At 65.5% G+C, this 12632-nt stretch carries 12 protein-coding genes; 7 read left to right on the top strand and 5 right to left on the bottom strand.

Annotated features, from left to right (window positions below; genetic code table 11):
* Positions 1-45: 45 nt before the first annotated feature.
* The 6 genes from K5Q19_RS16960 (at position 46) to K5Q19_RS16935 (ending at position 7210) form a co-directional block, all read left to right on the top strand.
* Positions 46-384 carry a P-II family nitrogen regulator gene (locus tag K5Q19_RS16960; protein WP_292947696.1) on the top strand — a complete coding sequence of 113 codons (339 nt, stop codon included), beginning with the start codon at positions 46-48 and terminating at the stop codon, positions 382-384.
* 32 nt (positions 385-416) lie between these two features.
* The gene (locus K5Q19_RS16955) at positions 417-1835 is read left to right on the top strand and encodes an ammonium transporter (RefSeq protein ID WP_292947693.1); all 1419 of its coding nucleotides are present in this window, start codon (positions 417-419) and stop codon (positions 1833-1835) included.
* 247 nt (positions 1836-2082) lie between these two features.
* Positions 2083-4284: a bifunctional diguanylate cyclase/phosphodiesterase gene (locus K5Q19_RS16950; protein WP_292947690.1), complete on the top strand. Its 2202-nt coding sequence runs from the start codon at positions 2083-2085 to the stop codon at positions 4282-4284.
* A 59-nt stretch (positions 4285-4343) separates the two neighbouring features.
* Positions 4344-5480 carry a histidinol-phosphate transaminase gene (gene hisC / locus K5Q19_RS16945; protein ID WP_292947687.1) on the top strand — a complete coding sequence of 379 codons (1137 nt, stop codon included), beginning with the start codon at positions 4344-4346 and terminating at the stop codon, positions 5478-5480.
* A complete protein-coding gene (locus K5Q19_RS16940; protein WP_292947685.1) occupies positions 5477-6397 on the top strand; it encodes a prephenate/arogenate dehydrogenase family protein in 921 nt (306 codons plus the stop codon). The genes hisC and K5Q19_RS16940 overlap by 4 nt, the downstream gene beginning before the upstream one ends.
* Before the next feature lie 390 nt (positions 6398-6787).
* Positions 6788-7210 carry a hypothetical protein gene (locus K5Q19_RS16935; protein ID WP_292947683.1) on the top strand — a complete coding sequence of 141 codons (423 nt, stop codon included), beginning with the start codon at positions 6788-6790 and terminating at the stop codon, positions 7208-7210.
* A 73-nt stretch (positions 7211-7283) separates the two neighbouring features.
* Here the strand turns inward: K5Q19_RS16935 and K5Q19_RS16930 are convergent, their stop codons facing one another.
* The 5 genes from K5Q19_RS16930 to ftsE are packed head-to-tail and all read right to left on the bottom strand — an operon-like array spanning position 7284 to position 11533.
* Positions 7284-8570 (bottom strand): divalent metal cation transporter, encoded by a 1287-nt coding sequence (locus K5Q19_RS16930; RefSeq protein ID WP_292947680.1) that lies wholly within the window; start codon positions 8568-8570, stop codon positions 7284-7286.
* Positions 8567-9280 carry a lysophospholipid acyltransferase family protein gene (locus K5Q19_RS16925; RefSeq protein ID WP_292947678.1) on the bottom strand — a complete coding sequence of 238 codons (714 nt, stop codon included), beginning with the start codon at positions 9278-9280 and terminating at the stop codon, positions 8567-8569. Before K5Q19_RS16925 ends, K5Q19_RS16930 begins: the two co-directional genes overlap by 4 nt.
* Positions 9281-9288: 8 nt before the next feature.
* Entirely contained in the window at positions 9289-9846 is a 558-nt protein-coding gene (locus K5Q19_RS16920) for a YdcF family protein (protein WP_292947675.1), read from the bottom strand.
* 1 nt (position 9847) lies between these two features.
* Positions 9848-10774, bottom strand: coding sequence for a cell division protein (locus tag K5Q19_RS16915; RefSeq protein ID WP_292947672.1), 927 nt, complete (start codon positions 10772-10774; stop codon positions 9848-9850).
* A 12-nt stretch (positions 10775-10786) separates the two neighbouring features.
* Entirely contained in the window at positions 10787-11533 is a 747-nt protein-coding gene (ftsE, locus tag K5Q19_RS16910; RefSeq protein ID WP_292947669.1) for a cell division ATP-binding protein FtsE, read from the bottom strand.
* A 160-nt stretch (positions 11534-11693) separates the two neighbouring features.
* On the opposite strand from ftsE, the gene K5Q19_RS16905 reads away from it, so the two are divergent.
* On the top strand, positions 11694-12455 hold the full coding sequence (locus K5Q19_RS16905; protein WP_292947666.1) for an MJ0042-type zinc finger domain-containing protein: 762 nt from the start codon (positions 11694-11696) through the stop codon (positions 12453-12455).
* Positions 12456-12632: the final 177 nt, after the last annotated feature.

Genomic DNA, 12632 nt, shown 5'->3' with positions numbered 1-12632 from the left:
TCAGCCGGCGGGTCGCCCGGCGAGAAGGCCGCAAAGGGGGCATGAATGAAATTCATCATCGCCATCATCAAGCCGTTCAAGCTCGACGAAGTGCGCGAGGCGCTCTCGGGGCTGGGCGTTGCAGGGATGACGGTGTCGGAAGTGAAGGGTTTCGGGCGGCAGAAGGGCCAGACCGAGATCTACCGCGGCGCCGAATACACCACCAACATGCTGCCGAAGGTGAAGATCGAAATCGCTGCAAGCGACGATCTGGCACCGCGGATCATCGAGATGATCCAGCAGACAGCCAGCACCGAGGCAATCGGCGACGGCAAGATCTTCGTTCTCGATCTTGCTTCGGCCACGCGCATCCGCACCGGCGAAACCGGGGATACCGCGCTGTGAGGGCCGCCACTTCTGACATGAGGGGAACTTCGATGATCCGTAAGATGATCGGCGGGGTCGTGGGTGCGGGCGCAATGCTCGGCACCGCTTCCACCGCTTTCGCCCAGGCGGCGATGGTTCAAGCGCCAACGGTCGAACAGCAGGCCACCATGGTCAACAAGGGTGACACCACCTGGATGTTGATCTCGTCCGTGCTTGTCCTGATGATGAGCATTCCGGGCCTCGCGCTGTTCTACGGCGGTCTCGTCCGCACCAAGAACATGCTTTCGGTGCTGATGCAGGTCTTCATGATCGTTTCGATCGCGGGCCTGCTCTGGGCAACTTATGGCTATTCGCTGGCGTTCACTGGCGGCTCGCCCTTCATCGGCGGCTTCGGCAAGGTGCTGATGGCGGGGGTCACCAGCGGGACTTATGCCGCGACGTTCTCCAACAACGTCTACATCCCGGAACTCACCTATTTCGTGTTCCAGATGACCTTCGCCATGATCACGCCGGCCCTGTTCATCGGTGCGTTCGCCGAACGCGTCAAGTTCACGCCGCTGATGATCTTCGTCGTGCTGTGGTCAACATTCGTCTACTACCCGATCGCGCACATGGTCTGGTACTGGGCGGGCCCGGACTTCCTCGCTGGTCAGCCGGGCGACTGGGGCTACCTCTACGGCAAGGGCGCGCTGGACTTTGCGGGCGGCACCGTCGTCCACATCAACGCCGGTATCGCGGGCCTCGTCGGCTGCATCCTGCTCGGCAAGCGTCTGGGTTATGGCAAGGAAGCCACTCCGCCGCACTCGCTGACCATGACCATGATCGGCGCCTCGCTGCTGTGGGTGGGCTGGTTCGGTTTCAACGCAGGTTCGAACCTTGAATCGAACGGTGTCACCGCGGTTGCCTTCGTCAACACCATGCTGGCAACGTGCGCTGCTGCGGTCAGCTGGGCAGTCATCGAACAGGTCGTCCACAAGAAGCCCTCGATGCTGGGTGCTGCCACGGGTGCGGTCGCCGGTCTGGTGGCCGTGACCCCGGCCTCGGGGCTCGGTGCGCCGATGACCTCGATCGTCCTTGGTCTCGTCGTTTCGCCGATCTGCTTCTTCTTCGTCAGCACGGTGAAGAGCAAGTTCAAGTACGACGATACGCTTGATGTGTTCGGCGTCCACTGCGTCGGCGGGATCGTCGGTGCGCTCGGTACCGCCATCGTCGCTTCCCCGGCGCTCGGCGGGCAGGGCGTGTTCGATTACACCGTGTTCCCGGCCGCCTTCGATGCTTCCACGTACAACATCACCAACCAGCCGATGATCCAAATCCAGGCTGTGCTGATCACCCTGGTGTGGTCGGGCCTTGGCACCGCGATCATCTGGTTCGTGCTCGACAAGACCCTGGGCATGCGGATCAGCGAAGAAGGCGAGCGCGAAGGCCTCGACATCGCTGACCATGGTGAGCGTGCCTATAACTACTGATTAACCAGCTTGGCGGGGCCAGTGGGCGAGATCCTCTCCCTCTAGCCCGACAGGGCCCCGCCAGACCATGTTCCTCCTGCGAACAGACTAAGGCCGGAAGTGCAATCGCGCTTCCGGCCCTTTTTTTGTTCTTCACCAGCGCTTTATCAAGCGGGTGAACACGGTGGTGCCACGTTAACCTTCCTACAACGCCCATGCGCTACATACCTAATGTCTGGTAACTGGCTGGCTAAGGGATGTCTGGGTGGTGCTGCGCAAAGCACGTGGAGTTTTCGGCTTAGGGGCAGGCGATGCCTCGCCATCCCGCACGTCAGAAAGCGAAGCGGCAGCGCTTTGCCACACTTACGAGGATCTCGGTCTCGGCTTCTTCTGGTCCACCGATGCGGAAGGACGCCTGAGCTACCTTTCGCCCGGCGCCCATGCGCTGCTGGTGGGAGAGGGCTCCGCTAACGGCCTGAGCTTTCTCGAACTGTTCCTCAAGTCCGGCAATGAGAGTGAGGGCGAGCGCACCCTGCCTTTCGCCTTTGCGCGCAAGGGTCGCTTCGAAAAGATCACCGTGCGCAGCGAGCGGGCCGATGGCGAAACGCTGTGGTGGGCCATTTCCGGCGAGCCGATCACCCATCGCGGCGAATTCGCCGGATTTCGCGGCCACTGCGAGGACATCACCGGCGAGCGCCGCTCGGCCGAGGAAAGCTCGCACATGGCGATGCACGATGCGCTGACCGGGCTGCTCAACCGGCGCCGCATGTCGCAGCTGCTCGAACGCACGCTCACCCAGTGCACGCAGCAGCGCAGCCCCTGCGCGATCATGTTGATCGACCTTGATCGCTTCAAGCAGGTCAACGACACGCTGGGCCATGCGGCCGGCGACGCGCTGCTCAAGCAGGTCGCGGCCCGGCTGGTCCGCGTTGTGGGCGACAAGGAGAAGGTCAGCCGCCTTGGCGGTGACGAATTTCAGGTGATCATGCCGGGGATCGAGGATCGCGGCTTGCTCGGCGATATGGCGACGAGCATCATCACCAGCATTTCGCAGCCCTATACGATCGATGGCAGCCGCTGCCTGATCGGCGCATCGGTAGGCGTCGCGGTGTCCCCCTTCGATGGCGAGGACAGCGACAGCCTCGTGCGCAACGCGGACCTTGCGCTCTATGCCGCCAAGGGCGGCGGGCGCGGCCGCTTCCGCTTTTTCAGCGCAGACCTGCTAAAGGCCGCTGCGGATCGCCGCTTGCTCGAGGAAGACCTCCACGATGCGCTGCAGCGTAACGAGCTCGAGATCCACTACCAGCCGGTGGTGCGGGCGGCGGACAACCATGTCGTCGGTGTCGAAGCACTTGTGCGCTGGAACCACCCCGAACATGGCCCGGTAAGCCCCGCGCGGTTCATCCCGATTGCCGAGGAATCCAACCTCATCAAGGGCATCGGCGAATGGGTCCTGCGCCGTGCTTGCGAGGAAGTTGCAGCCTGGCCCGGCGGCCTGCGGGTGGCCGTCAACGTTTCGCCGGTGCAGTTCGCGGACGATGGTTTCCCCGCGCTCGTCGCCAGCGCACTGGCCAATTCCGGGATCGAGCCCGAGCGGCTGGAGCTGGAGATCACCGAGAGCGTGTTCCTGCAGGAAGGCGGTGCCACCACCGATCGCTTCAAGGCGCTCAAGGGCCTCGGGGTCCGGCTGGCGCTCGACGACTTCGGTACCGGCTATTCCTCGCTCGGCTATCTGAAGACCGCGCCGTTTGACAAGATCAAGATCGACCAATCCTTCGTGCGCGGCGCCACCGAAGCGGGTTCGCGCAACCGCGCCATCATCGCGGCGATTGTCGCGCTGGCACAGGCGCTGGAGATGGATACGACGGCGGAAGGCGTCGAGAGCTTCGACCAGTTCGATCTGATGAAGAGCCTCAACGTCACGCTGGTGCAGGGCTTTATCTACAGTCAACCGATCCCCAACGACGAGTTCGTCAACAAGCTCAACGAGGGCAACTGGACGATCGAGCCGTCTGGTCCGGCCTTCCAGCGCCACGACCGGCAGGCGATGTTCCGTCGCATCGGTGCGATCCACGACAACCACTACTACCCGGTCGTGCTGCGCAATCTCTCGGTCTCGGGCGCGCTGATCGAAGGTCTGGTTGATGTACCGGTCGGCACCGAATTCGTGATCGATCTTGGCGAAGGCCAGCTTGCGGTTGCCCGCGTGCGGCGTTCGCGCAAACGCCAGCAGGGGCTGGAGTTCGAGCAGGCGCTGGTGCCGGATGGCAACGGCGGCCTGTGCACGCGCCACCGTGCCTCGCCCTATCAGCTCGCGGCGGCAGGCCTGCCACAAGGTCCGCGCGGTGAAGCCGGGCAACCGATCGGGCCGCATCTGATCGGCGGCGGCGGCGAGGACGGCAAGGCCTCGATGCCCGCGTTTGCCATGGCGAGCGACTGGCAGGGCGCGGTCCTGCGCGTCGATCCCTAGGAGCAGGGCCTTAGCAGACAGTTCCCTTGGCGCGGCAAGACCGCTAAGGCGCGCCGATCATGTCCGAACCATCCGCCCCCGTTGTCGCCGCTCGTCCCGTGCCCAAGCCGTGGATCGCGGCGATCCATCCTTATGTGCCCGGCAAGTCTACCGGTGCCGACGGGAAGGTGCTGATCAAGCTCTCGGCCAACGAGAACCCGCTCGGCACCAGCCCGCTCGCCCTCGCCGCCCGAATTGGCGGCGGTGAGGGCGCCGGCGATCCGGCGCGCTATCCCGATCCCGAAAGCCACGCCCTGCGCGGTGCGCTTGGTACGCTCCACGGCATCGATCCGGCGCGGATCGTGATGGGCACCGGCTCGGACGAGCTGCTCCACCTCGCCGCACAGGCCTTTGCCGGGCCGGGCGATGAAGTGCTCTATCAGCGCTACGGCTTCTCGGTCTACGAGATCGCCGCCCGCCGCTGCGGTGCGGAGCCGGTCGAGGCTCCCGACCGCGACTATGCGGCAGACGTCGATGTCCTGCTCGGCTGCGTCACGCCGCGCACGCGGGTCGTCTTCCTCGCCAATCCGAACAACCCCACCGGCAGCTACCTGCCGCGCCCCGAACTCGCCCGCCTCCACGCCGCGCTTCCTGCCGACGTGTTGCTGGTGGTCGATCAGGCCTACGCCGAATACGTCGCCGCCGATGACGATGACGGCGCCTTCGCACTCGCCGCCACGACCGAGAACGTGCTGATCACGCGCACTTTCTCCAAGATCTATGGGCTTGCCGGCGAACGGGTCGGCTGGGCGACCGGTTCGCCGCATCTGATCGACATGCTCAACCGCATTCGCGGGCCGTTCAACCTCACCGTCACCGCGCAGGCTGCGGCGCTTGCCGCGCTTGGTGACCAGGGCTTTGTTGCCAGCTCGCGCGAGCACAACCGCGCGGAGCGGACCCGCTTCGTTGCTGCCCTGTCGGCACTCGGCAACCATGGCTTGCGCCCGCTGCCGAGCGAAGCAAACTTCGTGCTGATCGAGTTCACCGGCGCGCTGACCGCCGATGCCGCGTACAAGGGCCTGATGGACCACGGCTTCATCACTCGCTGGCTGCCGGGGCAGGGCCTGCCCCAGTGCCTGCGCATCACGATCGGCACGGCGGCCGAGATGGACCGCGTCGCCGAGGTGCTGCGCCAGATGGCCGAAGCGGCGCGATGAGCGCTCCGGCGCCTTTCACGCGGATCGCCGTGATCGGGCTTGGCCTGCTCGGCGGATCGGTCACCCGCGCGGTGCATGCGCACCTGCCGGATGCGATGACCACCGGTTTCGATGCCGATCCTGCGGTGCGCGAGCGGGCGCGGGAGATCGGCCTTGCGAACTTCGTGCCTGAAACGGTGGCCGAGGCTGTCACCGGGGCCGATCTCGTGGTGCTCTGCGTGCCTGTCGGGGCCATGGCACAAGCCGGGGCAAGCATTGCCGCGCACCTCGCGCCCGGCGTGATCGTGACGGACGTCGGATCGAGCAAGGCCAGCGTTGCCAAGGCTCTGGCCGAGGCGCTGCCGGGCGCGACCGTGATCCCTGCGCACCCGGTTGCCGGTACCGAGCAGAGCGGCCCGGACGCGGGTTTCGCCGCGCTGTTCCGCAATCGCTGGTGCATTGTCACCCCGCCTGCGGGCGCGGATGAGGGCGACGTTTCGCGGGTCACGGCCTTCTGGGAAACGCTCGGCGCGCGGGTCGAGACGATGGATGCCGAGCACCACGACCGCGTGCTTGCGGTGACCAGCCATCTGCCGCACCTGATTGCCTATACCATCGTCGGCACCGCTTCGGATCTCGAGGAAGTGACGCAGAGCGAGGTGATCAAGTATTCCGCCGGTGGTTTCCGCGATTTCACGCGCATCGCGGCCTCCGATCCGACGATGTGGCGCGACGTCTTCCTCAGCAACCGCGATGCCGTGCTCGAAATGCTCCAGCGCTTCAGCGAGGATCTGACCGAACTGCAGAAGGCGATCCGCAAGGGCGACGGGGCCACACTGTTCGACACCTTCACCCGCACCCGCGCGATCCGCCGCTCGATCATCGAGATGGGCCAGGACGATGCGCGGCCGGACTTCGGGCGCAACCACGAGGGGTAGGTTCCGAGTCAGGCTGGCGGCCATTTCAGGGTGACACAAGTTACACCGGTGTCCCCCTCGATTTTTGGCGACAAGCCTTTGATATGAATACCATAAATACGTTCAGAGTGACAGGCGGACACTTGTTTGCCATGCGCATCTCTATCGGGTTTCAACCATCTGAAAGAGCGGGAAGGTGCAAGCTCCTTCCAGCGCAACCATGGCAGAAACCGTCGATGTAGGAAAATCCGGTCTCCGACGACTTTGCGTCGAGCTGTTTTCCGTCACCCCGTGCTCGGCACAGGGTCAGGCCTTTCTACTGGCGCGGCGCCGGAAAGGAAAAGCCAAGGCCCGGAGCCCAGTCCGGTCCGACGCTTCCACCTGCTGTCATCACACGCGAGTGGTCAAAATATGACGTTTGGTGCCAATCAGGTCAGTGGCAACTTGCGTCCAGTTGCGGACATTCCGCAATGCTGTAAACTGTCGATGATGGTCCAAAACGCACGCAATGATGATTTTCTTGGACACCTGTGGGTTCCAGCCACTCTGTTGGCAACCGCTCTAACGGTGGGCGGATTAGTTGCGCTCAAACTCGTAGGGCACGCATTTCTGGCGGCAACTGCAATCGTCGCAACGTCGTTTGCCGTCAGGTTCACATGGCCCAAGCGCCACAATTCGAGATATGCGAGCCTGATCGCTCTGTTGCTGATCGTGCAGGTAGCGGGAGTGGTTTTCTTTGGAGGACGTGTTGAAAGAAACCTTGGAGCGATTTTCATGTTAGCTGGGCTAATCGAGGGCCTAGCGATCACGGCGGCGATCAATGCGCTGATTTGAGAACGCCTGCTCCCCACCATGGCCCGTCATTCGAGGACTGATCAACCAGGGTACCAAATGTCAGACATTGACCCTAGCTCAGCAGGAACATCGCCGAGACGATCACCATCACCGCTGTCGCCGTCCAGCCGCCCACCTTCAGCAGCGGCGGCAGGGTGAGCCGGCCCATGACCTTGGGATTGCTCGCCGCGAGCATGGTCATGATCATCAGCGGCGGGGCTAGCAGGCCGTTGATCACCGCGGTCCAGTAGAGCGCCTGCATCGGATCGATGCCGATGAGGTTGAGCGCCACCCCGCCCAGCACCGCCACCACGATCGCGCCGTAGAACGCTTTGGCCTCGTGCGGCTTGCGGTCCAGCCCCTCGGTCCAGCCGAAGGTTTCGGACAGCGCATAGGCCGCCGATCCGGCGAGCACCGGCACCGCCAGCAGCCCGATCCCGATGATCCCCACCGCAAAGAGCAGGAAGCTGAGATCCCCGGCAATCGGGCGCAGCGCGCTGGCGGCCTGATCGGCCGAGGCGATCTGGTTGATGCCATGGGCATGGAGCGTGGCGGCCGTGGCGATCACGATGAACAGCGCGGTCACGCTCGTTACCGCCATGCCCAGCACGGTATCGGTGCGCATGCGGGCCAGACCCGGGCCGGCGGCGCGGGGAAACACCCCCAGCGGATGCTTGTGCAGCCGGTGCTGCTCTTCCACTTCCTGCCCGGCCTGCCAGAAAAACAGGTAGGGGCTGATCGTCGTCCCCAGCGCGGCGATCACGGCCATCGCGGTCTGGCGGTCGAAGCCGAGTTCGGGCACCAGCACGCCTTGCAGCACTTCGCGCGGGGAAATGTCGGCGACAAACGGCACGAGGATATAGGCGAGCAGCGACAGCGCCGACCATTTGAGGATCTGCGTATAGCGTGCATAGCTCACGAAAATCTCGAGCAGCACCGAAATGCCGCCGAACAGGGCGACATAGAGCATGGTCGGCCCCGGCAGCAGCAGATTGAGGGCCGCCGCCATCGCGCCGAGATCGGAACCCAGATTGATCGTGTTCGCCACCAGCAGCAGCAGCACGGCAAACCACAGCACGGGCTTCGGATAGTGCCGCTTCAGGTTGTGCGCGATGCCATGCCCGGTCACCGCGCCGATCCGCGCGCAGATCATCTGCGTCGCGACCAGCAGCGGATAGCTGAACACCATGATCCAGGCGAGGCTGAAGCCGAACTGCGCGCCGACCTGGCTGTAGGTGCCGATCCCGCTCGGGTCATCGTCTGCCGCCCCGGTGATCAGGCCGGGACCCAGCACCTCGCCCCAGGTGCGCGCATCGGCCTCGGTATGTCGCTCGTCGATGCGCGTGTCTTCAACGCTCATGGGTTGAGCGCATTGATGGCAGCGTGAACGCGCGCCTCGATATCCTCGCGCGGGAGGCCGGGGGGGATTTCCTCGCCAAAGCGGTAGCGGATCGTGCCCGAGCGCTTCCACAGGCGGTGGTAGAGCGGCCCGCTATCGACCGCGACCGGCACGACCGGCAGACCAAGCATCTTGTAGAGCCCGGCAAAACCGGCCTGCAAGGCGGGGCGGGTGCCGTGGGAGACGCGGGTGCCTTCGGGAAAGATGATCAGCGGGCGCCCGTCCGCCGTCCAGCGCCGCGCTTCTGCCAGCATGGCCCTGAGCGCACTCGCGCCGCGCGAGCGGTCCACAGCGATCAGGCCATAGCGCATGCCGATTGCGCCCCACAGCGGGATGCGCAGCAGCTGTTCTTTCGCGAAGACCACGGGGAGGGGGTACATGTGGGGCAGGTCAATCGCCTCGAAGAAGGATTCGTGCTTGATCGCGTAGAGTACACCGGGGCGGGGCGTGAAAGGCTCGGCTTCTACACAGATCCCCAGCAGGACCCGCGTGCAGGTGCGGTGCCAGCTCGACCATACCCGCACCACTTGCCGGTAGCGGTTGCCCCCCAGCGGCATCACGGCCAGCGCCACGATCACCAGCAGCACTGTGCCGCCATAGAAGGCGCCATAGAAAGCAAGGCTGCGCAGCACATCGGGCAGGCGCGGGCCGGCAGCATCGTGGCGGCTCATGATCTGCCCTACCACCCCGCGAGCCACGCCAGAATGCGCGCGATGAGCTTGTTGTATTCGATGAACAGCGTTTTCATGCTCGGCCGCGAAGGCACGGCATCGGGCAGGATTTCCACGCCGCGCGGGGCGGCCATGGCGAGATCGAACTGCGCCCGGCGCATATGCCAGTCGGTCGTGACAAGGCGCACCGAGGTGACGTGCTCCGCCGCGATCCAGCGCGCGGCTTCCTGCGCATTGGAGCGCGTATCGACGGATTCGAAGCCGAGCGTGACGCAGCAGGCGAGGAGCTGCGGCGAAACCTTGTATTCCGCCGCGAACTCGCCTGGCTTCACTTCGCTGGCGACGCCTGCGATCAGCGCCTTGCGGGCTTGCCCGGCGCGCAGTACGTCGATCGCGCGCGGGATCCGCCCCCCCGCACCGGTGAGCGCGATCACGCCGTCGGTCTTCTGCGAACCTGCCGGGCGCGGCAGGGCGAGCGCGAACCAGAGGAAGCCGAGCACCCACGCGAGCAGCACCGCCGCACCGATGCGGCGAAGGAGGCCGGGCGGCTTGCGCACGCGCGCCATGTCAGAGCATCCGCCTGAGAGCTGCGAGAACGCTGATCCGCGCGGTCAGCACGGCCAGTGCGACCCCGGCGAGCGGGATCGCCGCGATCACGATCCAGTCCTGCCAATGCAACACTGCACCGGCCACCATGCCCGAGCCGAGCCCCGCAAACTGGCGCGAGAGGGCGGCAATGGTCACCACGCCGGATAGCAGACCGACCAGCCCGCCCGCGGCCGCATCGAAGGCCATCGAGCGCTGGAACACCCGCGCGATCTGCCTGTCAGTGCCGCCCAGCATGTGCACGATCTCGATCGTATCGCGGTGATTGCCCAGCGCATTGCGCGAAGCGAGCAGCACCGCCGCCATCGTTGCGATGGCCAGCAGCGCGATGAGGCCGCCTGCCAGCCACTGCAAGGTTCCGATCGCGGCAAACACCGGTGCCAGCCAGCCGGCCTGCGCATCGACGCGGGCCGAGGACGCCACCGGCACCACCAGCGCGCGCAGCTGCGCAACGCGGTCGGGCGTGGCCGGACCCTTGAGCCGCACGTCGATCAGCGCCGGGATCGGCAGGGCCTCGACATCATCGCCCGGCCGCGTGCCGAGCCATGGCTCGACCAGAGTGTTGAGTTCCTCTTGCGCCACTTGCCGCACTTCGGCCACTTCGGGTGCCTTTGCAAGCACGCCGACCACCGCCGCGGCCTGACGGAGCCGTTCGGCAGGAGCGGCGGTGACGATCTGCACCGTGACGCCGCCTTCGAGGTCGGCACTGGCGGTCCTTGCCGCGTTGCGCAGGGCAAGGCCGCTGGCGGCGGCCACCACGGTCAGCGCAATCATGATCGCGATGACCCACGGCATCGGCCCGGAAAGCTGCGCTTCGGGCAGCAGGCGGGCATCACCGGCCGAAGAACTGCCGCGCCAGCGCTGGAACAGGGAAGAAAGGAAGCCCATTGCCCGAACCGCTCAGAGGGACGGCGACGCGTCTGCGCCGGCCATCGTGCTGCGGCGCGGCGGATAGCGCAGGGCACCGGTCGGGTCGCTCAGCCGCCCCTTGTCGAGCCGCATGATCAGCGATTCCGGCACTTTGCGGATAAGGTGAACATCGTGGGTGGCGACCACCACGGTTGTCCCCAGCCGGTTCAGGCTTTCGAACAGGCGCAGCAGCTTCAGCGCCATCTCGGGATCGACGTTGCCGGTCGGCTCGTCGGCCACCAGCATGTCGGGCCGCGCAATCACCGCGCGGGCGATGGCGACGCGCTGCTGCTCCCCACCCGAAAGCGTGGCGGGGCGGGCGTGCTGGCGATCACCCAGCCCGACCCAGTCGAGCATTTCGCCCACGGGCCGCGCGATATCCTTCTCGCTCACCCCCGCGACGCGCAGCGGCAGCGCCACGTTGTCGAAGGCGGAGAGATGGTCGACCAGCCGGAAGTCCTGAAACACCACGCCGATGCGGCGGCGGAAGCCGGGCAGGCGTTCGCGCGGCAGAGTGATTGCATCGGTGCCGAACAGCCGGATCAGCCCGCGTGAGGGGCGCTGCGCGAGATAGAGCAGCTTGAGCAGGCTGGTTTTCCCTGCGCCGCTCGCGCCGGTGAGGAAGTAAAAGCAGCCCGGATAGAGCGTGAACGAGACGTCGGCCAGGATTTCCTTGTCCGTTCCGTAGCGCAGCCCGACGTTGTCGAACTGGACGATCTCGGCATCAGGCTGGCTCATGTCAGGCGTTGCTGTCCCGAAGGGTGGTTGGCGCGCGCGGGGGGCGCACACTGATTGCGGCGGCTATAAGGCGCAATCGATGTGGAAAAAAGGGCAGGCGAGCACTTCTCCCCGCCCGAACCTATTGTTTCCTTGTATCCCCCCATGCTTAACCCGCCGCATGATCATTGCGTGCCCCGCCTGCTCGACGCGTTACGTCGTCCCCGACAGCGCGATCGGTATCGAGGGCCGCACGGTGCGCTGTGCCAAGTGCCGGCACAGCTGGTTCCAGCAAGGTCCCGAAATGCCGCTGCGCGAGGAGCCGGCGGTGCAGCCTTCGCCCGCAGCTTCGCCCACACCCGAAGCCGAAAGCCAGAGCGCAGCCGCCTCGCCTGAGCCGGTGCCTGAGCCTCCCGTTATTCCGCGGCCGGCGATGCGTCCGGTCGCGCGCTCGGACGACGAAGGTTTTGACGATACCGTTTCGAGCTTCGATCACCAGCCGCCGTTCCGCCCACGTCGCAACATGGCGAAGCTGTGGACGATCGCCGGTGTCAGCTTTGCAGTGCTGGTGGCGGTGCTGATCGGGCTTGCCACGTGGCTCGGCCTTCCGCGCTGGCTGCCGGCTGCGCATGCGACTTTCGGAGCCGGCAGCCCCGATCTCGTGCTGGCGTTCCCCTCCGAACGGCAGGACCGCCGCACGCTGCCCAATGGCACCGAATACTTCGGCGCGAGCGGCACCGTCACCAATGTCGGCAAGCAGCCGCAGGAAGTCCCGCCGATCCTCATCGTGCTGCGTGATGCGAAGGACAAGGTGGTCTACACTTGGGACGTCAGCCCTCCGCGCGAGATGCTGAAGCCCGGCGAGAGCGTGACGATCAACGAAGCGGTGACCGATGTGCCCAAGAGCGCGAAGGTCGCGGAGATCGGCTGGAAGCCCGAATAAAAAATCGCCGCTTGGTTGTTGCGCAGGCCGGGGGGCTTTGCTAGGGGCGCCCCTCTACCCCGGCGGGGCGGCCTTTTTGCAAGGCTTACCCCGCATGCGATGTGCGGTCGTGGCGGAACTGGTAGACGCGCAACGTTGAGGTCGTTGTGGGCGAAAGCCCGTGGAAGTTCGAGTCTT

The organism is Novosphingobium sp. (assembly GCF_019748365.1).
Classification (GTDB): domain Bacteria; phylum Pseudomonadota; class Alphaproteobacteria; order Sphingomonadales; family Sphingomonadaceae; genus Novosphingobium.
The sequence above is the reverse complement of the archived record's forward strand: the minus strand, read 5'-3'. Positions and strand labels throughout refer to the sequence as shown.

What these genes read in the sequence shown, in the direction of transcription:
- K5Q19_RS16960 (WP_292947696.1), top strand. Translation starts at nt 46, where the DNA reads ATGAAATTCATCATCGCCATCATCAAGCCGTTCAAGCTCGACGAAGTG.
- K5Q19_RS16955 (WP_292947693.1), top strand. Translation starts at nt 417, where the DNA reads ATGATCCGTAAGATGATCGGCGGGGTCGTGGGTGCGGGCGCAATGCTC.
- K5Q19_RS16920 (WP_292947675.1), bottom strand. Translation starts at nt 9,846, where the DNA reads ATGGCGCGCGTGCGCAAGCCGCCCGGCCTCCTTCGCCGCATCGGTGCG.
- K5Q19_RS16925 (WP_292947678.1), bottom strand. Translation starts at nt 9,280, where the DNA reads ATGAGCCGCCACGATGCTGCCGGCCCGCGCCTGCCCGATGTGCTGCGC.
- hisC (WP_292947687.1), top strand. Translation starts at nt 4,344, where the DNA reads ATGTCCGAACCATCCGCCCCCGTTGTCGCCGCTCGTCCCGTGCCCAAG.
- K5Q19_RS16915 (WP_292947672.1), bottom strand. Translation starts at nt 10,774, where the DNA reads ATGGGCTTCCTTTCTTCCCTGTTCCAGCGCTGGCGCGGCAGTTCTTCG.
- K5Q19_RS16935 (WP_292947683.1), top strand. Translation starts at nt 6,788, where the DNA reads ATGACGTTTGGTGCCAATCAGGTCAGTGGCAACTTGCGTCCAGTTGCG.
- ftsE (WP_292947669.1), bottom strand. Translation starts at nt 11,533, where the DNA reads ATGAGCCAGCCTGATGCCGAGATCGTCCAGTTCGACAACGTCGGGCTG.
- K5Q19_RS16905 (WP_292947666.1), top strand. Translation starts at nt 11,694, where the DNA reads ATGATCATTGCGTGCCCCGCCTGCTCGACGCGTTACGTCGTCCCCGAC.
- K5Q19_RS16940 (WP_292947685.1), top strand. Translation starts at nt 5,477, where the DNA reads ATGAGCGCTCCGGCGCCTTTCACGCGGATCGCCGTGATCGGGCTTGGC.
- K5Q19_RS16930 (WP_292947680.1), bottom strand. Translation starts at nt 8,570, where the DNA reads ATGAGCGTTGAAGACACGCGCATCGACGAGCGACATACCGAGGCCGAT.